The organism is Streptomyces sp. SID5643 (assembly GCF_009872555.1).
Classification (GTDB): domain Bacteria; phylum Actinomycetota; class Actinomycetes; order Streptomycetales; family Streptomycetaceae; genus Streptomyces; species Streptomyces iakyrus.
The window spans coordinates 1-21,599 of record NZ_WWIC01000031.1 but is presented as its reverse complement, the minus strand read 5'-3'; the positions used below and the strand labels follow the sequence as shown (position 1 = coordinate 21,599).

The 21,599-nt window shown below is 71.7% G+C and carries 20 protein-coding genes and 1 tRNA gene; 13 read left to right on the top strand and 8 right to left on the bottom strand.

The genetic code is table 11. The annotated features are described in order from the left end of the window. Positions 1–155: 155 nt before the first annotated feature. The 4 genes from GTY56_RS03440 to GTY56_RS03425 all read left to right on the top strand — a co-directional run bounded on the left by GTY56_RS03440 (position 156) and on the right by GTY56_RS03425 (position 4,946). Positions 156–1,481, top strand: coding sequence for an ABC transporter substrate-binding protein (locus GTY56_RS03440; RefSeq protein ID WP_161362343.1), 1,326 nt, complete (start codon positions 156–158; stop codon positions 1,479–1,481). Positions 1,482–1,486: 5 nt separating this feature from the next. After that, positions 1,487–2,497, top strand: a complete 1,011-nt coding sequence (locus tag GTY56_RS03435) for a carbohydrate ABC transporter permease (protein WP_161362341.1) — start codon at positions 1,487–1,489, stop codon at positions 2,495–2,497. Between the two features lie 11 nt (positions 2,498–2,508). Next, the gene (locus GTY56_RS03430; RefSeq protein ID WP_161362339.1) at positions 2,509–3,414 is read left to right on the top strand and encodes an ABC transporter permease subunit; all 906 of its coding nucleotides are present in this window, start codon (positions 2,509–2,511) and stop codon (positions 3,412–3,414) included. 95 nt (positions 3,415–3,509) lie between these two features. After that, positions 3,510–4,946 carry a GH1 family beta-glucosidase gene (locus tag GTY56_RS03425; RefSeq protein ID WP_161362337.1) on the top strand — a complete coding sequence of 479 codons (1,437 nt, stop codon included), beginning with the start codon at positions 3,510–3,512 and terminating at the stop codon, positions 4,944–4,946. Between the two features lie 158 nt (positions 4,947–5,104). Here GTY56_RS03425 and GTY56_RS03420 read toward each other — a convergent pair whose 3' ends face one another. The 5 genes from GTY56_RS03420 to GTY56_RS03400 all read right to left on the bottom strand — a co-directional run bounded on the left by GTY56_RS03420 (position 5,105) and on the right by GTY56_RS03400 (position 10,611). Next, a complete protein-coding gene (locus tag GTY56_RS03420; RefSeq protein ID WP_161362335.1) occupies positions 5,105–5,992 on the bottom strand; it encodes a carbohydrate ABC transporter permease in 888 nt (295 codons plus the stop codon). Then, complete coding sequence (locus GTY56_RS03415; RefSeq protein WP_161362334.1) at positions 5,989–6,972, bottom strand: carbohydrate ABC transporter permease; 984 nt, start codon at positions 6,970–6,972, stop codon at positions 5,989–5,991. The genes GTY56_RS03420 and GTY56_RS03415 overlap by 4 nt, the downstream gene beginning before the upstream one ends. 41 nt (positions 6,973–7,013) lie before the next feature. Further along, positions 7,014–8,327 (bottom strand): ABC transporter substrate-binding protein, encoded by a 1,314-nt coding sequence (locus GTY56_RS03410; RefSeq protein WP_161362331.1) that lies wholly within the window; start codon positions 8,325–8,327, stop codon positions 7,014–7,016. A 185-nt stretch (positions 8,328–8,512) separates the two neighbouring features. Continuing rightward, positions 8,513–9,910, bottom strand: a complete 1,398-nt coding sequence (locus tag GTY56_RS03405; protein ID WP_161362329.1) for a sensor histidine kinase — start codon at positions 9,908–9,910, stop codon at positions 8,513–8,515. Then, positions 9,907–10,611, bottom strand: coding sequence for a response regulator transcription factor (locus GTY56_RS03400; protein WP_161362327.1), 705 nt, complete (start codon positions 10,609–10,611; stop codon positions 9,907–9,909). Before GTY56_RS03400 ends, GTY56_RS03405 begins: the two co-directional genes overlap by 4 nt. A gap of 140 nt (positions 10,612–10,751) precedes the next feature. Here GTY56_RS03400 and GTY56_RS03395 point away from each other — a divergent pair, with 140 nt between their 5' ends. Beyond that, positions 10,752–11,270 (top strand): hypothetical protein, encoded by a 519-nt coding sequence (locus tag GTY56_RS03395; protein ID WP_161362325.1) that lies wholly within the window; start codon positions 10,752–10,754, stop codon positions 11,268–11,270. Between the two features lie 49 nt (positions 11,271–11,319). On the opposite strand, the gene GTY56_RS03390 is transcribed toward GTY56_RS03395, so the two are convergent. Both GTY56_RS03390 and GTY56_RS03385 read right to left on the bottom strand, forming a co-directional pair. Then, on the bottom strand, positions 11,320–12,189 hold the full coding sequence (locus GTY56_RS03390; protein ID WP_161362323.1) for a spermidine synthase: 870 nt from the start codon (positions 12,187–12,189) through the stop codon (positions 11,320–11,322). A gap of 140 nt (positions 12,190–12,329) precedes the next feature. Further along, complete coding sequence (locus tag GTY56_RS03385) at positions 12,330–12,725, bottom strand: hypothetical protein (RefSeq protein ID WP_161362321.1); 396 nt, start codon at positions 12,723–12,725, stop codon at positions 12,330–12,332. Between the two features lie 297 nt (positions 12,726–13,022). Here GTY56_RS03385 and GTY56_RS03380 point away from each other — a divergent pair, with 297 nt between their 5' ends. Continuing rightward, complete coding sequence (locus GTY56_RS03380; protein WP_161362319.1) at positions 13,023–14,474, top strand: NsdA family TPR-like regulatory protein; 1,452 nt, start codon at positions 13,023–13,025, stop codon at positions 14,472–14,474. Between the two features lie 16 nt (positions 14,475–14,490). Here GTY56_RS03380 and GTY56_RS03375 read toward each other — a convergent pair whose 3' ends face one another. Beyond that, a complete protein-coding gene (locus GTY56_RS03375; protein ID WP_161362317.1) occupies positions 14,491–15,114 on the bottom strand; it encodes a histidine phosphatase family protein in 624 nt (207 codons plus the stop codon). 202 nt (positions 15,115–15,316) lie between these two features. On the opposite strand from GTY56_RS03375, the gene GTY56_RS03370 reads away from it, so the two are divergent. From GTY56_RS03370 to GTY56_RS03340, 7 genes are all read left to right on the top strand, one after another. After that, complete coding sequence (locus tag GTY56_RS03370) at positions 15,317–16,270, top strand: phosphatase PAP2 family protein (RefSeq protein ID WP_161362315.1); 954 nt, start codon at positions 15,317–15,319, stop codon at positions 16,268–16,270. Further along, a complete protein-coding gene (locus tag GTY56_RS03365) occupies positions 16,221–17,354 on the top strand; it encodes a hypothetical protein (protein WP_161362313.1) in 1,134 nt (377 codons plus the stop codon). Before GTY56_RS03370 ends, GTY56_RS03365 begins: the two co-directional genes overlap by 50 nt. Continuing rightward, positions 17,345–18,937: an amino acid adenylation domain-containing protein gene (locus tag GTY56_RS03360; RefSeq protein WP_161362312.1), complete on the top strand. Its 1,593-nt coding sequence runs from the start codon at positions 17,345–17,347 to the stop codon at positions 18,935–18,937. Before GTY56_RS03365 ends, GTY56_RS03360 begins: the two co-directional genes overlap by 10 nt. Then, on the top strand, positions 18,934–20,268 hold the full coding sequence (locus tag GTY56_RS03355; protein WP_161362310.1) for an AAA family ATPase: 1,335 nt from the start codon (positions 18,934–18,936) through the stop codon (positions 20,266–20,268). Before GTY56_RS03360 ends, GTY56_RS03355 begins: the two co-directional genes overlap by 4 nt. Before the next feature lie 176 nt (positions 20,269–20,444). After that, positions 20,445–20,813: a DUF8844 domain-containing protein gene (locus GTY56_RS03350; protein WP_161362308.1), complete on the top strand. Its 369-nt coding sequence runs from the start codon at positions 20,445–20,447 to the stop codon at positions 20,811–20,813. A 124-nt stretch (positions 20,814–20,937) separates the two neighbouring features. Further along, on the top strand, positions 20,938–21,534 hold the full coding sequence (locus GTY56_RS03345; RefSeq protein ID WP_161362306.1) for a bifunctional DNA primase/polymerase: 597 nt from the start codon (positions 20,938–20,940) through the stop codon (positions 21,532–21,534). Then, positions 21,525–21,598, top strand: a tRNA-Lys gene (locus GTY56_RS03340). The genes GTY56_RS03345 and GTY56_RS03340 overlap by 10 nt, the downstream gene beginning before the upstream one ends. The last annotated feature ends 1 nt before the right edge of the window (position 21,599 follow it).

Below are 21,599 nucleotides of genomic sequence, written 5' to 3'. Positions count from 1 at the left end.
CGGGGACTCTTCAACACATCACCGGTGGGAGCGCTCCCACACTACCTGACACATACACAACCCGCACGTTCCCCGCCCGAGCCTTTTAGCGCGTAAAACGGTCCGACGATGCAGTTGGCCGGGGGGTCGGCACGTCAGGGCAACAGGAGGACGACATGCGAGCACGCATCCGAACCGCCCGCAAGGCGATGGTCGTCGCGGCCGTCGCGTCGCTGGGCGCCGGGCTGCTGGCCGGCTGTGCCGACGACGGCGGAAAGGGCGGCTCCGACTCGTCGGACGGCGACAGCGGCGGCAAGACCACCATCTCGGTGGGTCTCTTCGGCACCATGGGCTTCAAGGAAGCCGGTCTCTACGACGAGTACGAGAAGCTCAACCCGAAGATCAAGATCGAGCAGAACGTCGTCGAGCGCAACGAGAACTACTACCCCGCGCTGCTCAACCACCTGACCACCAACAGCGGCCTGCTGGACGTCCAGGCCGTCGAGGTCGCCAACATCGCCGAGGTGACGGCCACCCAGGCCGACAAGCTCGAGGACATGTCCAAGGCGCCGGGCGTGGACAAGAGCAAGTGGCTGCCCTGGAAGTGGCAGCAGGCCACCACCAAGGACGGCAAGACGGTCGGCCTCGGCACCGACGTCGGCCCCATGGCGATCTGCTACCGCACGGACCTCTTCAAGCAGGCCGGTCTGCCCACCGACCCCGCCGAGGTCGGCAAGCTGTGGGCCGGTGACTGGGCCAAGCTCGTCGAGGTCGGCGAGCGGTACAAGTCGAAGGCTCCCAAGGGCACCTTCTTCATGGACTCCCCGGGCGGCCTGATCCAGGCGATCCTCGGCAGCGAGAAGGAGAAGTTCTACGACTCCTCCGGTGAGGTCATCTACAAGTCGAACCCGGCTGTGAAGGCCGCCTTCAACCTGACCGCGGATGCGGCCAAGAAGGGCCTGGTCCAGTCGCAGACCCAGTTCCAGCCGTCCTGGAACTCCACGATCGCCAACAACAAGTTCGCCGCGATCGCCTGTCCGCCGTGGATGCTGGGCACGATCAAGGGCAACTCCAAGCCCGACGCCGCCGGCAAGTGGGCCGTGGCCGTCGCGCCCAAGGGCGGCAACTGGGGCGGCACCTTCCTCACCGTGCCCAAGAGCGGCAAGAACGTGAAGGAGGCGCAGAAGTTCGTGACCTGGCTCACCGCGCCGGAGCAGCAGGCGAAGCTGTTCAAGGTGCAGGCCAGCTTCCCGAGCGCCCCGTCCGCCTACACCATGCCCGAAGTGACGGGTGCGACGAACGAGATGACCGGTGACCAGAAGATCGGCCCGATCTTCGCGGAGGCCGCCAAGGCCGCCCCGGTCCAGGTGATCGGACCGAAGGACCAGATCATCATGCAGGGCCTGACGGACAACGGCGTCATCCTCGCCACGAAGGGCAAGTCCGCCAAGGAGGCCTGGGACTCCGCGGTCAAGACCATCGACAACAAGCTGGACCAGTGACCCGGATGACCACCCGTCACGACACCGCCGCGTCCCCCGTGAAGGGGGGCGCGGCCCCGGGCCGCCCGCCCGAGGACGCCGCCGTGGAGAAGGAGCGGCGGCGCCGGGACCGGCTGTCCCGGCGCTGGCAGCGGGACATCCGCTGGAGCCCGTACGCGTTCGTGTCCCCGTTCTTCCTGCTGTTCATCGCGTTCGGCCTGTTCCCGCTGATCTACACGGGCTGGGCCTCGCTGCACCAGGTGGAGCTGACCGCGCCGACCGACATGAACTGGGTCGGGCTGCGCAACTACACCCGGATCTTCGACGACGACTTCTTCTGGAACGCGGCGAAGAACACCCTGACCATCGGCATCATCTCCACCGTTCCGCAGCTGCTGATGGCGATGGGCATCGCTCACATCCTCAACTACAAGCTGCGTGCCTCGACGTTCTTCCGGGTCGCGATGCTCGCGCCGTACGCGACGTCGATCGCCGCCGCCTCGCTGGTGTTCGTGCTGCTCTTCGGCCGTGACTACGGCATGATCAACTGGGCGCTCGACACAGTCGGCATCAACCCGGTCGACTGGCAGAACGACAAGTGGCCCTCGCAGATCGCCGTCTCGTCGATCATCATCTGGCGCTGGACCGGCTACAACGCGCTGATCTACCTCGCCGCGATGCAGGCCATCCCGCACGACCTCTACGAGTCGGCCGCCCTGGACGGGGCCAACCGCTGGCAGCAGTTCATCCATGTGACGCTGCCGGCGCTGCGTCCGACGATCCTGTTCACCTGTGTCGTCTCGACGATCGGGGCGAGCCAGGTCTTCGGCGAGCCGCTGCTGTTCGACGCCAACAAGGGCACCTCCGGCGGCGCGGAGCACCAGTTCCAGACGCTGGGCCTGTATCTGTACGAGCAGGGCTGGGTCGCCCAGCACCTGGGCCGTGCCTCGGCGATCGCCTGGACGATGTTCCTGATCCTGATCGTCATCGGCATCGTCAACTACGTCATCTCGCGCCGGCTGCGCGCCAGTAGTTAGGAGTTGTGGCCGTGACGACGACTGTGACGCCCCCGGAGACCGAGCCCGTCGAGAAGACCAAGCGCCCCCGGCTGCCGAAGTCCGCGCGGGCCGGCGGGCAGCTGCACGGTGGCCCGATCGCGTACGCGATCCTCATCGTGTTCACGCTCGTTTCGCTGTTCCCGCTGGTGTGGACGGCGATCGCCGCCTCGCGTGACAACCAGCGGCTCGCGCAGACACCACCGCCGTTCTGGTTCGGTTCGGGTCTGTTCGACAAGCTGGAGATCGCCTGGAAGGACGCCAACCTGGGTGAGGCGTTCTTCAACACCACGATCGTGGCGGGCACTTCGGCACTGACCATCGTGTTCATGTCGACGATCGCCGGTTTCGCCTTCGCCAAGCTGCGGTTCAGGGGCCGCGGCGCGCTGATGCTGATCGTGATCGGCACGATGATGGTGCCGCCGCAGCTGAGTGTGATCCCGCTGTACATGATGGTCGCCAAGCTCGACTGGACCGACCAGTTGCAGGCGGTGATCCTGCCGTCGCTGGTGAGCGCGTTCGGCGTGTTCTTCATGCGGCAGTACCTGATCCAGGCGCTGCCCGACGAGATCATCGAGGCGGCCCGGGTGGACGGCGCGAGCAGCTGGCGCGTGGTGTGGCACGTGGTGTTCCCGGCGGCCCGGCCCGCGATGGCCGTGCTCGGGATGCTGACGTTCGTGCAGACCTGGAACGACTTCATGTGGCCCTTCCTGGTGCTGACCCAGATGGGCAACCCGACCGTGCAGGTCGCGGTCGCGGGCCTGGGCCGCGGCTACACCCCCGACCAGTCCCTGATCATGGCGGGCGCCCTGCTGGGCACACTGCCGCTGCTGCTGGTCTTCGCGATCTTCGGCAAGCAGATCGTGGGCGGCATCATGCAGGGTGCCGTCAAGGGCTGATCCTTCCCGGGGCCGGGTCAGCGCCGCTCCGGCCCCCTTCTCTTCTCCCCTCCCCCTCCGACATCGGTCTCCTCGAACCCTTTGGGAGCGCTTCCATGCCTGACTCCGAGAACCCGGCCACCGCGGTGACCTTCCCGCCCGCCTTCCTGTGGGGCGCGGCGACGTCCGCGTACCAGATCGAGGGCGCGGTGCGGGAGGACGGCCGTACGCCGTCGATCTGGGACACCTTCAGCCATACGCCGGGCAAGACGGCCGGTGGTGAGACCGGTGACATCGCTGTCGACCACTACCACCGCTACCGCGACGACGTGGCGCTGATGGCGGAGCTGGGCCTGGGCGCCTACCGCTTCTCCATCTCGTGGTCGCGGGTGCAGCCGACCGGCCGGGGCCCGGCCGTGCAGAAGGGCCTGGACTTCTACCGGCGGCTGGTGGACGAGCTGCTGTCCAAGGACATCAAGCCGGCCGTCACCCTCTACCACTGGGACCTGCCGCAGGAGCTGGAGGACGCGGGGGGCTGGCCCGAGCGCGACACGGCGTACCGGTTCGCGGAGTACGCGCAGATCGTCGGCGAGGCGCTGGGCGACCGGGTGGAGCAGTGGATCACGCTCAACGAGCCGTGGTGCAGCGCGTTCCTGGGTTATGCCTCCGGGGTGCACGCCCCGGGCCGTACGGACCCGGTGGCCTCGCTGCGCGCCGCGCACCACCTGAACCTGGCGCACGGGCTGGGCGCGTCCGCGCTGCGGTCGGTGATGCCGGCCCGCAACACCGTCGCGGTCAGCCTCAACTCCTCGGTGGTGCGCCCGCTTTCGCAGGATCCGGCGGATCTGGCGGCGGCCCGCAGGATCGACGACCTGGCCAACGGCGTGTTCCACGGGCCGATGCTGCACGGCGCCTACCCGGAGTCCCTGTACGTGGCCACGGCGTCCCTCACGGACTGGGACTACGTCCTCGACGGCGACCTGGAGCTGGTCAACCAGCCGCTGGACGCGCTGGGCCTCAACTACTACACACCCGCACTGGTCTCGGCGGCGGACGCGTCGGCGAAGGCGCCGCGCGCCGACGGCCACGGGGCGAGCGACCACTCGCCGTGGCCGGCCGCGGACGACGTCGCCTTCCACCAGACGCCCGGCGACCGCACCGAGATGGGCTGGACGATCGACCCGACCGGCCTGCACGAGCTGATCATGCGCTACACCAGGGAGGCACCGGGCCTGCCGCTGTACATCACGGAGAACGGCGCGGCCTACGACGACAAGATCGACTCCGACGGCCGCGTGCACGACCCGGACCGGGTGGCCTACCTCCACGGCCATCTGTCGGCGGTCCGCCGGGCGATCGCCGACGGCGCGGACGTCCGCGGCTACTACCTGTGGTCCCTGATGGACAACTTCGAGTGGTCCTACGGCTACGGCAAGCGCTTCGGCGCGGTGTACGTGGACTACGCGACGCTGGAGCGCACGCCGAAGACGAGCGCCCGGTGGTACGGCCGGGCGGCGCGGACCGGGGCGCTGCCCGAGGTCGAGGCGGTCTGACCGACGGGGGACGGGGGGCGGGGCGCGGCACGATTAGGGGAGTGCCGCGCCCCGCCCCTGTCCTCCGTGACCGGCCAGGCCCTTCAGTGGTACGGCCCGGAAGAGGCGGGTGACGGGGCACACCGTCGGGTGCACGGGGTTCTCTTCCGGGGCGCGCGTCAGCCCTTGTTGGCGCCGAGGGTGAGGCCGCTGACGAACTGGCGTTGGAGCGCGAAGTAGACGATCAGGGTGGGGATCGCGGTGAGCAGGGCGCCGGCGGCGACCAGGTTGGGGTCGGTGAAGTACTGGCCGGAGAGGTTGTTCAGCGCCGAGGTGATCGGCATGTTCTCGCCGGTGGAGATCAGGACGATGGCCCAGAAGAAGTCGTTGTAGATCCAGATCGAGAGCAGGGTGGCCAGGGCGGCCATCGCCGGCTTGCACAGCGGCAGCACGATCTGCCAGTACAGCCGCCACACGGAGGCCCCGTCGACCAGGGCGGCCTCGGTCAGTTCGTGCGGCAGGGAGCGCATGTAGTTGCTCAGCACGAACGCGCAGAAACCGGACTGGAACGCCACGTGGATCAGCACCAGGCCGAGCGCGGAGTCGTAGAGCTTGCCGCTCATGGTGATGCCGGGCAGGTCGATCAGCAGGTACAGGCGGTACAACGGGGTGATGATGACCTGCTGGGGCAGCAGGTTGCCGGCGGTGAACACCAGCAGCAGGAACAGGTTGAGGCGGAAGTCGAAGCGGCTGACGTAGAAGGCGACCATCGACGACAGCAGCAGCGTCAGCAGCACCGCCGGGACCGCGATCAGCAGCGTGTTGCCGAAGTAGTGCAGCATCTCCGACTGCTGGAAGGCGCCTGTGAAGTTGTCGAAGGTGAGTTTGTCGGGCCAGGAGACGTAGCCCTTGGCGCTGGTCTCGGCGTACGGGCGCATCGCCGCGAGCAGGGCCCACAGCAGGGGCGCGAGCCAGGCCAGTGCCGTGACGACGAGGAAGGTGTGCAGCAGGACCCGGGCGGGGCGGATCGGGGTGCGCCGCTTGACCGGTGCGCTCAGGGAGCTCATGCGCGCCGCTCCTTCCGGAAGGTGGCGATCAGGTAGGGGATGATCACCGCGAGCGAGATCACCAGCAGGACGACGGCGATCGCGGAGCCGTATCCGATGCGGCTGGACTCCCCGATGATGTTGTTGGTCACCAGGATCGACAGCAGTTCGGTGCCCTGAGCGCCCTTGTTGAAGACGAAGACCAGGTCGAAGGCGCGCAGCGCCTCGATGATCGTGACGACCAGCACGACGGTGTTGGTGGGACGCAGGGTCGGGAAGACGACGTTCTTGAACGTCTGCCACTCGTTGGCGCCGTCCAGGGCGGAGGCCTCGCGCAGGGCCGGGTCGACGCTCTTCAGGCCGGCCAGGTAGAGGATCATCATGTAGCCGGCGTGCCGCCAGGACGCGGCGATGAGCACGGCCCACAGGTTCAGGTCCGGGTCGCCGATCCAGTCGATGTAGTGGCCGGGCTTGTTGGCGCCGATGATGCTGTTGATCAGGCCGGTGTCGGGGTTGTAGACCAGTTGCCAGACGAACCCGATGACCGCCAGCGACATCACGACCGGCAGGAAGAACGCGGTCTGGTAGACGCGGCTGAAGCGGATCCTCTTGTCCAGCTGCACGGCCAGGAACAGGCCGAAGGGCGTGGGCAGCACGATGAGCACCACGAACCAGATCACGTTGTGCTCGACGGCGGGCCAGAACTGCGGGTTGCTGGTGAACAGCTCCCGGAAGTTCTGCAGTCCGACCCACTGGATGGAGTCGAAGCCGATGCCGTTCCAGGTGGTGAAGGCCAGAGCGATCGAGGCCAGCGCCGTCAGCCACACCAGGGCGACGTGCAGAATCGTGGGCACGCCCGCCATCAGGCCGAGCGTGAGGCGGTCGCGGCGGGTGAGCAGACGCCGGTGGCCGTGGGGCAGGTTGGCGGGCGGCGGCGTGGGGGCGGGCCCCGGGGCCGGCTGGGTGGCCGGCTCCGGAGCCTTCGCGGGGGTGGCGGTCATGTGGGGATCCGAGTCGTCGAGTCTCCGTTTCCGGTGGGCGGTCAGGAGGAGGCGAAGATCGTCTTCTTCTGGCGTTCGATCGACGAGAGGATGCTGTCGACGTTCTTGGGGTTGCGGACGAAGTTCTGCAGGGCGGGCTGCATCACCGTGGACGTGAAGTCCGGGCGGGAGTCGCGGTCCATGAACTGGGTGAGGCTCTTCGCGCCGGAGATCATCTCGAAGGACTTCTTCTGCAGTGCGGTGTAGGAGGAGGTGTCCGCCTTGGTGGAGGCGGCCACCACGCTGGAGTCGGCCTTGAGGTAGATCTGCTCGGCCTCGGGGCTGCCCAGGTACTCCAGGAGCTTGGCGGCGCCGTCGCGGTTCTTCGGGGCCTTGGAGAGCATGAAGCCGTCGGTCGGCGCCTCGACGGTGTCCTGCCCGAACTGCGGGTCGATCTCCGGGAAGGCGAAGAAGTCGAGGTCCTCCAGGTCGGCCTTGTTCGTGAACTGCTGGCCGACGAAGGTGCCCAGGAGGTACATGCCGGCCTTCTTGGCCACCAGGGTCTGCGCCGCGTCCTGCCAGGTGCGGCCCACCGCGCCCTCCTGGTGGTAGGGCAGGAGCTCCGTCCAGTGGTCGAAGACCTTGCGCACCTTGGGGTCGGTCCAGGAGGCCTTGCCGGCCATCAGCTCGACGTGGAAGTCGTAGCCGTTGGTGCGGAAGTTGATCTGGTCGAAGGTGCCCATCGCGGGCCAGGCGTCCTTGTCGCCGAAGGCGATCGGCACCAGCCCGTCCTTCTGCATCCGCTTGCACAGGGCGACGAAGTCGTCCCAGGTGGTGGGAACTTCGTAGCCGTGCTGCGCGAAGACGCTCTTGCGGTAGAACACCGCCCACGGGTACGTGTACAGCGGCACGAAGTAGTACTTGCCGTCCTCGCCCTTGCTGAGCTTCTGCATCGCCTCGGGGAAGTTGCCGCCGATCTTCTGCCACACGTCGTCGATCGGCGTGGCCAGCTGCTTCGAGGCGAAGAACTGCATGCGGTAGCCGGCGAACCAGGTGAACACGTCGTCCGGCGTGCCCTGAAGATAGGAGTTGATCTGCTCCTGGAACGTGTTGTGGTCCTTGGTGTTCACGTCGACCTTGATGCCGGACTTCTTCGTGAAGGTGGCGTAGATCTCGGCGTACGCCTTCTTCGGCACGGCGTCGGACGAGTTGGAGCCGAGGCTGACCGTCTTCGGGTCGGCGGACGAACCGCTGCCGCCGCAGGCGCTCAGCAGGGGTATGCCGGCGCCGAGCAGGGCGGCGCCGCCCACGCCGCGCAGGAGGGTGCGGCGGCTGGGAGCGGAGAGGGAGGATCCGGAGGGAGAGAGGTCGTGCATGGACGGCTCCTGAGGGCAGGGTTCGGCCACGAGGGTGTGGCGTGAAATCCAGTCGCAATCGACCAGAAATCAACTTGACCGAACACGGTGGCGCAATAACAGCCGTGTGTCCGGTCATGCGTCAAGAGTCGTTTCCTCCATTTGTCGAAACGTAACCGTCCCGTGAAGGCGGCTCGGCGGAGCGCTCAGTGGGACCGGGAGCGGTGGTACGCGGCCGCGAGCCGGCCGGGGCGGCGCCGCCGCGGCTGCCGGTGCCCTCCGGTCGCCGGTGCGCGGCCGTCCAGCTGGATCCAGATGCGCACCTCCGCGCCGCCGAGCACCGAGGAGCCGATCCGTACGTCCCCGCCGGTGGACTCCGCCAGCCGGCGCACGATGTCCAGGCCGAGCCCGGTCGAGCCGTCGCTCCCGGAGCCGCGGCCCCGCGCCATCGCGGCCTCGGGATCGGGTATGCCGGGGCCCGCGTCGGAGACGAGGACGATCACCGCGTCCTCGCCGTTGTGCACGTCGACGGCGAAGGCGGTGCCCTCCGCGGTGTGCCGGAAGACGTTGCCGAGCAGCGCGTCGAGCGCGGCGGCCAGGTCGGCGCGGGCCACGGGTATGCGCACCGGGCGGTCGGCCCCCGCCACCCGCCACTTGCGGCCCTCGTCCTCGGCGAGCGCCGACCAGAACGCCATCCGCTCCCGGACCACCTCGGCCGCGTCGCACCCGGCGCCCGGACCGGCCGCGGCCGTCTGCGGCTTGGCCTCCCGGGCCGTACGGATGATGGTGTCGACCTCCCGCTCCAGCTGCTCCACCGCGGTGCGGGTCTGGTCGGCGGCCGGTCCCTCGCCGAGCGAGGCGGTGTTGAGCCGCAGCACGGTCAGGGGCGTCCGCAGCCGGTGGGACAGGTCCGCCGCCAGCTCCCGCTCGTTCGCCAGGAGCTGGACGACCTGGTCGGCCATGGAGTTGAACGCGACCGCCGCGAGCCGCAGTTCGGTCGGGCCCTCCTCGGGGACGCGGGCCCCGAGCCGCCCTTCCCCCAGGTCGTGAGCCCCTTCGACCAGGCGCTGCGCGGGCCGGACCATACGGACGCCCAGCCGGTCGGCGACCGCGACCGAGCCGAGGATCAGCGCCACCCCGACCGCGGCGAGCACCGCCCAGGCCGTGCCCACGCCGTTGGTGACCTCGGACTCCGGCACGTACACCTCGACGACCGCGATCTTGCCGGTGCTGAGGGCGACCGGCTGGAGCAGTGTCGAGCCGCCGGCGACGCCGCTGGTGGAGGCGCGGCCGAGCTTCCGCACGGCCGCGATGTCGGCTTCGGCGGCGCGCCGGCGCCCCAGTTCGAGGGCTGCCTGTCCGTCGCCCGCCGGGAGGTGCACGGCCATCCCGGCGTCGGAGCCGGCGGAGGCGACGACCCGCTCCAGCTGGTCGCGGTCGGTGGTGATGGACAGGGCGGGGGCGACGGCCGCGGCCTCCCGCTCGGCGTTGGAGAAGGCGCGGTCGCGGGCCATCTCGCGAATGACGAGGCCGAGCGGCACCGCGAAGGCGACCACGACCATGGTGGTCACCGCCAGCGACACCTTGACCAGCGCCCACCTCATCGCGGAGCCCCCGCCCCCGGTGGTTCGAGCTTCACACCGACGCCCCGGAGGGTGTGCAGATAGCGCGGGCTGGCCGCCGTCTCGCCCAGTTTCCTGCGCAGCCAGGACAGATGGACGTCGATGGTCTGGTCGTCGCCGTAGGACTGCTGCCACACCTCGGCCAGCAGCTCCTTGCGCGGGACGACGACGCCGGGCCTGCGGGCCAGGAAGGCGAGCAGGTCGAACTCACGGCGGGTGAGGTCGAGTCGGGCGCCGTCCAGCTCGGCCCGGCGGCGCAGCGGGTCGACCGTCAGGCCGCCGACCCGGATCACGGGGGACGGCTCCCCTTCCGCGGCGCCGGAGCGGGCGCGGCGCAGCACGGCCGCCATGCGGGCCGAGAGGTGCTCCACCGAGAAGGGCTTGGTCAGGTAGTCGTCCGCCCCGGCGTTCAGCAGCCGGACGATCTCCGTCTCGTCGTCCCGGGCTGTGGCGACGATCACCGGCACGTCGGTGATCCCGCGCAGCATCTTCAGGGCCTCGGACCCGTCGAGATCGGGCAGTCCGAGGTCCAGGATCACCACGTCGAAACGGAGATGGGCGACCTCGCGCAGCGCCTCCAGTGCCGTCCCGACGCTGCGCACGGTGTGCGAGGCGTCGGTCAGGTGCCGGATCAGCGCCGAGCGTACGAACTGGTCGTCCTCGACCACGAGCACACTTGCCATGCGCCGCACCGTACGCCATCTCGAACAGCCGGGTGCGGGCCTGTGGACAACTCCCCGGCTGGGGACAACGGACCACCGCACGGCCCCTTTTGCGGACATCTCGCGGGGCAGGTGTGGTGCGTGAGGCAGTATGGCCCGCGATGCGCAGAGGACTCGTACACGGACTGGCATGGCTGCTCGCCACGGGCGCGGCGGTCACGCTGTCGTGGTGGGGCGTCCACACGGTGATGGCGGGAACGGCCTACGATCCGCCGCGCGCGCTGCCCATCAAGGCCGCCGACGCGGCCACGCGGGAGCCCAGGGCGCCGGCCACGCCGCCGGAGCGGACGCCTCCGCCGAAGCGGCGGGAGCCGAGCACGCCCCCGGCGTCAACGGCCGGGAGCCCGAGCCCCGCTCCGACGGTCTCGCCCTCGCCCAGCACAGCCCCCGCCGCCGCGGGCCGGGTGAAGAGCTATGACACCGACGGCGGCCGGGCGGTCTTCGATCTGGGGAAGACCTCCGCCTCGCTCGTCTCGGCGACGCCCGGGGCGGGCTGGTCGATGCAGGTGTGGAAGACGGAGTCGTGGATCCGCGTGGAGTTCTCCTCGGGTGCGGACCGGGTGTCGGTGTTCTGCACGTGGCACGACGGCCCGCCGCGGGTGGAGATCGGGACCTACTGAGTGCCGAGCGCCGCCGTCGGCGCCCCTCCGGGCCGAGTGCCGTGACCGGTCATCTGAAGACCGACGCCGGTGGCGCCGGCGACGCCACCGCCGCGATGTCCGTGACGGGCGCGGCCCCGCCGGTGAAGTCCGTGAGCGTCCTGCCGTGCTCGACCCGGGCGGGATGCGGGTCGGAGGCGGCGAGGCGGGTCAGTTCTGCTGTCGGCAGGGGGTGGTCGGAGGCGACCAGGACGGCGTTCCCGAAGCGCTTGCCCCGCAGCACCGCCGGGTCCGCGACCAGCGCGAGCCGCTCGAAACGGGCGGCGGCGGTGGCGATCTGGCCGCGCAGGTGCGCGAGCGGCGGCCCGTCGGCGAGGTTCGCGGCGTAGACACCGCCGGGCTTGAGGGCCCTGCGCACGTCGTCCAGGAACTCGGTCGAGGTGAGGTGGGCCGGCGTCCGGGCCCCGCTGAACACGTCGGTGATGACGAGGTCGGCCCAGCCGTCCGGCACCTTGGCGAGACCCTCGCGGGCATCGGTGGAGCGCACCCGTATGCGTGCGTTCGGATCCAGCGGCAGCTCGCGGCGGACCAGTTGGACGAGGGGGCCGTCCCGTTCGACGACCTGCTGGGTGGAGCGGGGCCGGGTCGCGGCGACGTAGCGGGCGAGGGTGAGGGCGCCGCCGCCGAGGTGCACGGCGTGCACGGGCCGGCCGGGCGGGGCCACGAGGTCGATCACGTGCCCGAGGCGGCGCTGGTACTCGAAGGACAGGTACGCCGGGTCGTCCAGGTCGACGTGCGACTGCGGGGCCCCGTCGATCACCAGCGTCCAGGCCCGGGGCCGCTCGCGGTCGGGGATCAGCTCGGCGAGCCCGCCGTCGACGCTCTCGACGACGGCCTCCGCACCGGCCTGTCTGCGCCGGCCGCCCTTGGACTTTCCCATGGCGTCATTATCGGGGTGGCCTGTTAAGCGGGATGTACGCTCCCGCGGCCCGGTGCAGGTCCGCTCCCCCGGCCCGGTGAGTGTCCGCCTCCCGCGCCCTACCCGGGTGCGTGCTCCCCCGGCCCGGTGCCCGGGGCGCCTCAGCGACAGCTGTCGGCCGCCTTGATCATCCGGGCGGCCTCCCCCAGGGCCTCGCGCAGCACCGCGGGGTCGGTCGCGAGGTCGGCCTCGCCGGGCGGCAGCAGCCAGTCCGAGCCCGCCCCGGGGGGTTCGGGCGCCAGGGGCAGTCCGCGGCCGTCGGTCTCCGTGCAGGTGCTCCCCGGCACGTCCCACGCGGCGGCCGTCCCCGGCGGCACCAGGAAGCCGAGGGTGTCGCCGCCGTCGTCGTGCAGCACGGGTCCCACCGCGTCCCCCGGTCCGCGCCGCAGGATGTCGACCGCCTCCAGCCCCTGCCGCGCCGGCACCGTCACCACATCGCAGCCGGCCGCCGGTCTGCCCGGCGACGTACGAGGATCGTTGATCCGGCTGGTCTCCATCCGGCCTCCACCACGAAAAGCCCTGCTTGGACGAGCGGTCGGGAGTCGGGGGCCTCCCGGTCCGCAGAGTTCAACGCGGCGGACCGTCAAGGGCTACGGCGGAAGTCGGCCGCAAAGGATGGCACTTCATGGCAGATCACGGATGAGATATCCGGTTTGTAGCCAAACCCAGCGTGGCGGCTCCATCACAGCAGGTACGTTCTTGCTCGCCGGACACGGGGCAGACCTTGCGGGCATATCGCGACAAGTCGCCCCGCATCCGGCATGGTTCGACGGTTCGCACGGGAGGACCCGGCCATGGCGTCGTCATCGTTGACCTCGTCTCAACCCCACCGGCCGCCACGGCCGAACCTCGTCTTCCGGCGACTGCGCGGACAGCGCTCACCGGCCGAGTTCGCCGCGGCGATCCGCCGGGCCGGGCTCGAGATCGGCGAGCAGGTCAGCTGTGACGCGCGGTACATCGGCCGGGTCGAAGCGGGCGAGATCCGCTGCCCCAACTACGCGTACGAACGGGTGTTCCTGCACATGTTCCCAGGCCGCACGCTCACAGACCTGGGGTTCGCGCCCCGCTCGTCGGTACGCGGACGCCGGGCGCGCGAAACCGATGGCGCGCCCCTGACGCGCACCGCGAACCCGGCGAACGCCACGAGTGAGACCAGCGGCGCGAGCGAGCCGTATGAAACGCAGAACCCGTACGACCCGCACCACCCGCACGACACCTACGAGGAGAGCGACGTGCTACGTCGCGCGTTCATGACCGGCGGAGGCGCCACGGTGGCCGCCGCCTCACTGGGGCCCGTCGGCCTCGCCCTCGACGCCGCGGCGGCGCAGCGCCCCGTGCACCGCGCCGGGGCGAGCGACGCGGGCGCCCTGGAAGAAGCCGTCCGCCGGATCCGGCTGCTGGACGACCGGCACGGGGCCGACGGCCTCTACCGGCGCGCCGCCGCCCCGCTGCGCGCGGCCTACGCCCTGCTGGACGCCGGCACGACCCGGCAGACCACGGCGGACCGGCTCTACTCGGGCGCCGGTGAACTGGCCATCTCCGTGGGCTGGCTGGCCCACGACTCGGGGCGCTTCGACGACGCCCGCTCGCACTACGCGGAGGCCCTCGCGACCGCCCGGATGACCGGTGACGCGGGCCTGGAGGCGCACGCCTTCTGCAACACGGCGTTCCTCGCGCGCGACGCGGGCCGGCCGCGCGAGGCGGTCCGGGCGGCCCAGGCCGCGCAGCGGGTCGCCCGCCCGGTGGGCTCGGCCCGGCTGATGTCGCTGCTCGCGCTGCGCGAGGCGGGCGGCTGGGCGGGGCTCGCCGACCGCGTCGGCTGCGAACAGGCACTGGTCCGGGCGCAGGCCTTCTTCGAGCGGGGCCCCTCGGACGCCGACCCGGAGTGGATGAGCTTCTACGGGGAGGCCGAACTGGAGGGCCTGGAGGCGCAGTGCTGGTCCACACTCGGCGACTGGCCCCGGGCGGCACGGCACGCACGCCGGGCCGCCGCGCTCCAGGATCCGCACTTCACCCGGAACATCGCCCTCTACACGGCGGAGCTGGCGGACGACCTCGCGCGCGGGGGCAGGCCGGACGAGGCCGCGGTGGCGGGGATGCGGGTGCTGGATCTGCTGGAGGAGGTCCAGTCGTCCCGGGTGCAGACGATGCTGGCGGCGACGGCGCGCGTGCTGCTGCCGCACCGCAGGGCCTCCGGGGTGTCGGCCTTCCTGGAGAGGCACGCCTCGTCGCCGCGCACGACCTGAGGGGCTGTTGCGAACGTCACACCTGCCGGGCGACGCCCGGCACGCCCTGGGCGAGGTGCCCCAGGTCGTTCCAGCTCTCGATGGCCGGCTCGCCGTAGGCCCAGCCCAGCACCGACAGGGACGTGGGGTTCAGCCGGATCCGGGCCGCGAAGTCGATCGGGAGGCCCAGCCACCGCGCCCCGATGGAGCGCAGGATGTGCCCGTGGGCGAAGACCAGGACGTCGCGGTCCTCGGAGCGGGCCCAGGAGACCACTTCGTCGGCCCGGGCCGTGACCTCGGCGAGCGACTCCCCGCCCGGCACCCCGTCGCGCCAGATCAGCCAGCCGGGCCGGACGGCCTGGATGTCCGCGGGGGTCATGCCCTCGTACGCCCCGTAGTCCCACTCCAGCAAGGCGTCCCAGGTGCGCGCGCGGTCGCCGAAGCCGGCCAGTTCGCAGGTCTCACGCGCGCGTGCCAGCGGGCTGGTGCGGATCTCGACGCCGGCCAGGCCGTCGTACGGCGCCCGGTGCAGGCGCTCGCCCAGCCGCTCGGCGCCGCGCCGGCCCTCCTCCAGGAGCGGCACGTCCGTCCTGCCCGTGTGCTTGCCGGACAGGGACCACTCGGTCTGTCCGTGGCGGGCCAGCAGGATGCGCGCGGGCATGGGGCACCTTTCCGGAAGAACAACGCGAGAAGAACGACGCACGGGGAACTCCTCCATCATCGCGCACGCCCCCCGCGGGCAACCCGGGGGGCGATCTCTGCGTCTTTGAGGGCCCAAGGCGCCCCCCGGGGCGCGGGTCCACACCGTAAAGTGGCACGGCCGACCGGGCTAACGCGTGATGACGAAGGGGGAGGACGATCGGATGCAGCACACCGAGACACCGGGCACCGAGGCGGCCCCCGCGCCCAGGCTGCGCTGGTGGACCGAGCTGCCGCTGATCCTTCTGGTGTACGGGTTCTACTCGGCCGGCCGGCTCCTCGCCCGCGGCGACGTCTCCGGCGCCGTCGACCACGGTCTGACGATCCTGCGCTTCGAGAAGGCGCTGTACCTCAACTTCGAGCACCCCCTCAACCGCCTCTTCACGCGCGAGGCCTGGATAGGCATACCCGCCGACTTCTGGTACGCGTCACTGCACTACCTGGTCACACCGGTGGTCCTGGTGTGGCTCTTCCGCTCCCGCACCGTGCGCTACCGCGCTGCGCGCACCTGGCTCATGACGTCCACCCTCATCGGCCTGATCGGCTTCACCCTGCTGCCGACCTGCCCGCCCCGGCTCCTCGACGCGAGCCACGGCTTCGTGGACACGATGGCGCAGTACAGCTCGTACGGCTGGTGGGGCGGCGCCGCGAGCGCGCCGCGCGGCATGGGGGACATGACCAACCAGTACGCGGCCATGCCGAGTCTGCACGTGGGCTGGGCCCTGTGGTGCGGGGTGATGCTGTGGCGCTTCGGCGGTACGCGCCTGACGAAGACGGCTGCCGTCGCCTACCCCCTGATCACGACGATCGTCGTGATGGGCACCGCCAACCACTACTTCCTCGACGCGGTCGCTGGCGCGGCCGTCATGGGCGTCGGACTGCTGCTGGCCCCCGCCGTGATGCGCACGTCGGACCGGGTCAAGGCACGGTTCGTGCCGCGCGTCGCACCGGTCACGGCGGACTCTTCCGCCGCAGGTTCCTCGATTGTCAGTGCTGGATGCCAGACTTCCGCGGGTGAGCGAATTCCACGGCAGCGCGAGTCGCGGCACGGAGCGGGAGCCGAGCCGGGTGCCTCCCCCAAGGACGCGGGGGACGGCGCTCCGGCAGCAGCTCGCTGAGCTGCGCGGCCCCGACGTACCCGCGAAGGCACTGGACGCGCGCGCCCTGGCGGCGCTGGCCGCCAACCCCGGTTGTGCGCGGCGCGCGATCCTCGACGGCGCCGGGGTGAACAAGACGGCCCTGGCGAGCGCGCTGGGTTCGCCGGCGGCGTTCGGGCAGTCGCAGTTCGCGCTCACCCGGGGCAACGCCTTCGAGGCGAAGGTCAAGGCCGACGGCGGCGCGGAGCTGCTGCGGCTGGTGCACGAGAAGCTCGACCGGTCCGCCGAACCGCCCTCCGGCGCGCGTGTGCCCGACCTGACGGCGTCCGGCCCGCAGGGGCGCACGGCCCGTACGGAGCTGGAGCTGCGGGAGGCCACCGCGCATCCGGGCGCGTGGACGCTGCTCGACCATCCGATGCTCGCGCTGGACGTCGCGGGCTCCCCCGCGTTCCTGGAGCCGGACGCGGTGGTGGTCCATCCGGACGGCGGCTGGACGGTCGTCGAGATCAAGTCCTTCCCCCTGCTGGACGGGTCGGCGGATCCGGCGAAGGTCGGGGCGGCGGCCCGGCAGGCGGCGGTGTACGTGCTGGCCCTGGAGGAGGTCGCGGCCCGTCTCGCCCCGGAAGGGTCCCCGGCCCCGCGGGTGCGGCACCGGGTCCTGCTGGTGTGCCCCCGGGACTTCTCCAACCTGCCGGCCGCGTCCGCCGTCGACATCCGCAAGCAGCGGGCGGTCACGGCCCGTCAGCTGGCCCGGCTGACCCGCATCGAGGAGATCGCCGACGCGCTTCCCGAGGGCACCTGCTTCTCGCCGGAGCTGCCCGTCGAGGAGCTGACGGCGGCCGTGGAGTCGGTCCCGGCGACGTACGCGCCCGAGTGCCTGTCCGCGTGCGAACTGGCCTTCCACTGCCGGGCCCGCTCCCGCGAGGAGGGCGCGGTGACCACGCTCGGGCGTCCGGTCCGGGCGGAGCTGGGCGGTCTGACGACCGTGGAGGAGGTCCTGGCGGCCGCGCGCGGCGAGGCGGGCGACCCCGGCGACCCGGCCGTGGCGGCCCTGCGGCGGGCGGCCGCCCTGCGCGCCGAGGCACTGGAGGCGGCGTGTCGCTGATCTCCACCCTGGCCCGCCTCGAAGCCGTCAGCACGGGCCGCGCCCAGCCCGCCGCCACCGTCCGGCACCGTCATCTCGGCGAGCGCCCGCTGGTGATGGTGCCGCTGATCACCGCCGGCGAGGCGGGCGCTCCGCTCGGCGCGCTGGTCGGCACCGACCGGGACGCGCCGCGTCTGCTGGCCGTCCCGCAGCCCCGCGACCGCGACCTGAGGTTCGCGTTCCTGGCCGACCTGGCCGACGTCGTGCTGCCGTACGTCGACTCCTACGCCGAGGCGGTGGAGGCCGCCGAGCGCACCGAGACCGACCCGGAGACCGGCAAGCGCGTCAAGGTCGAGGTCGATCTGTGTGCGGACGCGCCGCAGCTGATCGTGCCGAGCCGCGCGGGCATCGACCTGGTGCGGCTGCTCGGGCGCTCGATGCGGTTCCGGCGTACGGCGGAGCAGGATCCGGAGGCTCCCTACCCGGCGCCGCCCCGGGTGCCGCTGCTCGGGCGGTGGCTGACGCACTTCGGGGAGCGGGCCCGGGTGCCCGGCTCCTCGCTGCTGCTGGCGATGACCGACCTGCTGGGCCGGCACTGGGTGACCGGGCAGTCCACCCTGGAGGACCAGCACCTGGGGGCCCTGCTGGCCTGGATCGACCCGCCGGAGGGCGTCACCGGCGCCGAGGCCGCGCTGCGGGCCGAGCTGGAGCGGGACGAGCGGGGCCAGCTGACGTGCCCGCCGGCCGGCCCGGCCACCGACCCGGCGTTCGACAACAAGCTGCTCGCCCCGGCCATCGAGCGCTACGACCGGGCCCGCACCGCCCTCGCCGCCGCGGAGGACGGCCTGGAGGCGGACGACCGGCTCGGGGCGCTGACCGCCGCCGAGCGGGAGATGCGCGACCTGGTGCTCAGCAGCACCCGGCCCACCTGGGACGCGGTCTGGCGGGGCCTGGACCTGCTGCGGGAGCTGCCCGAGGGGGCGCGGGTCGAGGAGCGGTGGACCCGCGACCGCTGGTCGTTCACCGGTCACCGCGACCGGGTGCTGGCCGGGGAGCCCCCGCAGCCGCGCCGCGACGACGCGGTCACGGCGGCGAACAAGCTCGCCACGCGCGAGCGCGAGCAGGCCCGGCTGGAGGCGCAGGAGGCCCTCGACGACCCGCTGGTGATGGCGGGCCGGCGACTGTCCGGGGAGGCGTTCGCGGGTGAGGTCACGGATGTCGTGATGGCGTACAGCGACGGCAAGCGGCCGAGCCCCCGCCCCCTGGTCACGGTGCGCACGGACGACCGGCCGCAGCTCGGCGTGCGGACGAAGGTCTACCGGTCGCTGGGCGGGAAGCCGCAGTCGGCGGAGTTCGTGGCGGACGAGGAGGGCGGCGCGTACGTAGTGCTGCGGATCCTCGACAAGATGGGCCGGAGCAAGGAGCCGGAGCCGGGTTCGGTGCCGGAGAAGGGCGAGCGGGTCTGCTTCACGCTCTTCGAGCACGAGCAGCGGGGCGGCGCGAAGCTGCCGGACCCGGAGGAGACGCCGTGGACGCACGGTGGGCCGCCCGGTGAGGCGGTCCTGGAGGCAGCCGACCCGGTGACCGAGGAGGATGTGCTGTGACCACGGTGTTCGACCCCTCGGCCGCTGCGGGGCAGGCCACCGACGCGATCCTGCGCGACACCCTGCACGGCACCGCGCGCGGGGTCGTGGTGGACTCCCCGCCGGGCGCGGGCAAGTCCACGCTGGTGGTCCGCGCGGCGCTGGAACTGGCGGAGGCGGGCCACCCGTTGATGGTGGTCGCGCAGACCAACGCGCAGGTCGACGATCTGGTCCTGCGGCTCGCCGAGAAGAACCCGGAGCTGCCGGTGGGCCGGCTGCACAGCAGCGACTCCGACCCGTACGACAAGGCGCTCGACGGCCTGGAGAACGTACGCAAGTCGGCCAAGGCCGCCGACCTCGCCGGGCTGGCGGTGGTGATCTCGACCGCGGCGAAGTGGGCGCACGTCAAGGTCGACGAGCCGTGGCGGCACGCGATCGTCGACGAGGCGTACCAGATGCGGTCCGACTCGCTGCTCGCGGTGGCCGGGCTGTTCGAGCGGGCGCTGTTCGTGGGCGACCCGGGGCAGCTGGATCCGTTCGCGATCGTGGGCAGCGAGCAGTGGGCGGGTCTGGCGTACGACCCGTCGGCCTCGGCGGTGACGACCCTGCTCGCGCACAACCCGGACCTGCCGCAGCACCGGCTGCCGGTCTCCTGGCGGCTTCCGGCCTCGGCCGCGCCCCTGGTCTCGGACGCGTTCTACCCCTACACCCCGTTCCGCAGCGGCACCGGCCCCGGCGACCGGACCCTGGCCTTCGGCGTGCCGTCGGACGGCTCGGGCCCCGACCGGGTGATCGACGAAGCGGCCGCGTCGGGCTGGGGCCTGCTGGAGCTGCCCGCCCGGCACACACCGCGTACGGACCCGGAGGCGGTCGGGGCGGTGGCGACGGTGGTGCGCCGCCTGATGGACCGCGGCGGCGCGGCGACCTCCGAACGCTCACCGGACCCCTCGCCCCTGACGGCGGACCGGATCGCCGTGGGCACGGCCCACCGGGACCAGGCAGCCGCGGTCCGCACCGCCCTGGCCGGCCTCGGTGTCACCGACGTGGTCGTGGACACGGCGAACCGGCTGCAAGGACGGGAGTACGACGTCACGGTGGTTCTCCACCCCCTCTCCGGCCGCCCGGACGCCACGGCCTTCCACCTGGAGACGGGCCGCCTGTGCGTCCTGGCCTCCCGCCACCGGCACGCCTGCATCGTGGTCTGCCGAGCGGGGGTGACCGACCTGCTGGACGACTATCCGTCGACGGAGCCGGTGCAACTGGGGACGGTGGTGAAGTTCCCGGACGGCTGGGAGGCGAACCACGCGGTGCTCGCGCACCTGGCGGAGCACCGGGTGGGGTGGCGGCCGTGATCTGGCCGGAACAGGGCGTGTCCGGGAGGCCCTGACGAACACCGGGTGGTGGGGCGGCCGTACCCACTACCGCGATGCCCACTTGCGCGCCCGCGAGACAATGGACGGTGGCCCACTCCACCTGGGAGCCCCCGCCCGCGGGGGAGGGCCAGCGCGACGTACGAGGAGGAGAAGACATGGCGGAGCCCACGCCGCGTCGGAACGAACCGCGGCTACGCCCCGCGCCCCTGCTCTTCGAGCCCGCGGAGGCGGCCTCCGACCCTGAGCACTTCTTCGACCTCGAGTCGATCGACGACCCCCGGGCCCTGCTGGCCCGGGCGACGGAGCTGACGCTGGCGTTCCGGGCCGCGGCGGACCGGGCGGTGGAGTTCCAGGCGATGGCCGCGGCACAGCTGGCCGACCCGCGGAGGTTCGACCGGCTGACGACGGCGGACATCGCCGAGCGGGCCGAGTGGACCGAGGACTACGCCAAGAAGATGGTCGAGTTCGGGCGGGACCTGATGCGGGGCGACGCAGAGGGCCGGAGGCCCGGCGAGACCGCGTAGAACAAGCCCTTCCCGATCACCTGGCATATGCCAGGCGGGCAAGATACTCCCTCCCACCCCCTCCTGTCCCGATTTCCCGCAACCCTCGGGAACCGGACGCTCACGGCGGGTAGACCTTGGTGCCATGAGCAGCACATGGAACGCCTCCGATGTCACCCCGGACGGGGCCGCCTGGCTCGCCTCGGCAGGAACGTATCCGCGAAGCACGCTCGCCCTCTGGGAGGAGCGGCCGGACGCACCGGTCGTGCTGCCCTGCGGGGCGGTCTTCGACGTGGTCAGCGCGCCCTCGATGTTCGGCAGGCGGATGCTCGACCGGCTGTGGGACGACGGCCCGGGCTCGGGCCCGGTCGCGGAGTTCCGGGGACGGATCCTGCTGTTCACCGCCCCGGGGACGGCCCAGCGGCTCCCCGCCCTCCTGGAGTGGGAGGAGTGGGGCGCGCGGGACGGCCGGGAGACCAACCGCACGGACGCGGTGCCGCCGCTGCTCTGCCACGGCACCGGCGACGCCGTGACCGTCCCGGCGCCGTCGGAGGGCACCTCCCCCGCCCGCCGCTCCGCGTCCCGCTGGCTCGTCGCCCCCGACACCCGTCAGCCCTGGCTCCCCGGCCCCGAGGTACTGCTCTGGGCGGCCGTCCGGGCGGCCCGCTCAGCGGTGCGGATTTCGATTTTTCCTCCCGCCGACCAGGATGCTAAGGTCTACGACGTCAGCAGGCGCCGCTAGCTCAGTTGGTTAGAGCAGCTGACTCTTAATCAGCGGGTCCGGGGTTCGAGTCCCTGGCGGCGCAC

Excerpts from the sequence above, each read along its gene's own strand:
- GTY56_RS03425 (WP_161362337.1), top strand. The coding sequence starts at position 3,510 with ATGCCTGACTCCGAGAACCCGGCCACCGCGGTGACCTTCCCGCCCGCC.
- GTY56_RS03385 (WP_161362321.1), bottom strand. The coding sequence starts at position 12,725 with ATGGAGACCAGCCGGATCAACGATCCTCGTACGTCGCCGGGCAGACCG.
- GTY56_RS03420 (WP_161362335.1), bottom strand. The coding sequence starts at position 5,992 with ATGAGCTCCCTGAGCGCACCGGTCAAGCGGCGCACCCCGATCCGCCCC.
- GTY56_RS03350 (WP_161362308.1), top strand. The coding sequence starts at position 20,445 with ATGGCGGAGCCCACGCCGCGTCGGAACGAACCGCGGCTACGCCCCGCG.
- GTY56_RS03375 (WP_161362317.1), bottom strand. The coding sequence starts at position 15,114 with ATGCCCGCGCGCATCCTGCTGGCCCGCCACGGACAGACCGAGTGGTCC.
- GTY56_RS03440 (WP_161362343.1), top strand. The coding sequence starts at position 156 with ATGCGAGCACGCATCCGAACCGCCCGCAAGGCGATGGTCGTCGCGGCC.
- GTY56_RS03435 (WP_161362341.1), top strand. The coding sequence starts at position 1,487 with ATGACCACCCGTCACGACACCGCCGCGTCCCCCGTGAAGGGGGGCGCG.
- GTY56_RS03390 (WP_161362323.1), bottom strand. The coding sequence starts at position 12,189 with ATGGGAAAGTCCAAGGGCGGCCGGCGCAGACAGGCCGGTGCGGAGGCC.
- GTY56_RS03395 (WP_161362325.1), top strand. The coding sequence starts at position 10,752 with ATGCGCAGAGGACTCGTACACGGACTGGCATGGCTGCTCGCCACGGGC.
- GTY56_RS03380 (WP_161362319.1), top strand. The coding sequence starts at position 13,023 with ATGGCGTCGTCATCGTTGACCTCGTCTCAACCCCACCGGCCGCCACGG.
- GTY56_RS03345 (WP_161362306.1), top strand. The coding sequence starts at position 20,938 with ATGAGCAGCACATGGAACGCCTCCGATGTCACCCCGGACGGGGCCGCC.
- GTY56_RS03405 (WP_161362329.1), bottom strand. The coding sequence starts at position 9,910 with ATGAGGTGGGCGCTGGTCAAGGTGTCGCTGGCGGTGACCACCATGGTC.
- GTY56_RS03410 (WP_161362331.1), bottom strand. The coding sequence starts at position 8,327 with ATGCACGACCTCTCTCCCTCCGGATCCTCCCTCTCCGCTCCCAGCCGC.
- GTY56_RS03415 (WP_161362334.1), bottom strand. The coding sequence starts at position 6,972 with ATGACCGCCACCCCCGCGAAGGCTCCGGAGCCGGCCACCCAGCCGGCC.
- GTY56_RS03370 (WP_161362315.1), top strand. The coding sequence starts at position 15,317 with ATGCAGCACACCGAGACACCGGGCACCGAGGCGGCCCCCGCGCCCAGG.
- GTY56_RS03400 (WP_161362327.1), bottom strand. The coding sequence starts at position 10,611 with ATGGCAAGTGTGCTCGTGGTCGAGGACGACCAGTTCGTACGCTCGGCG.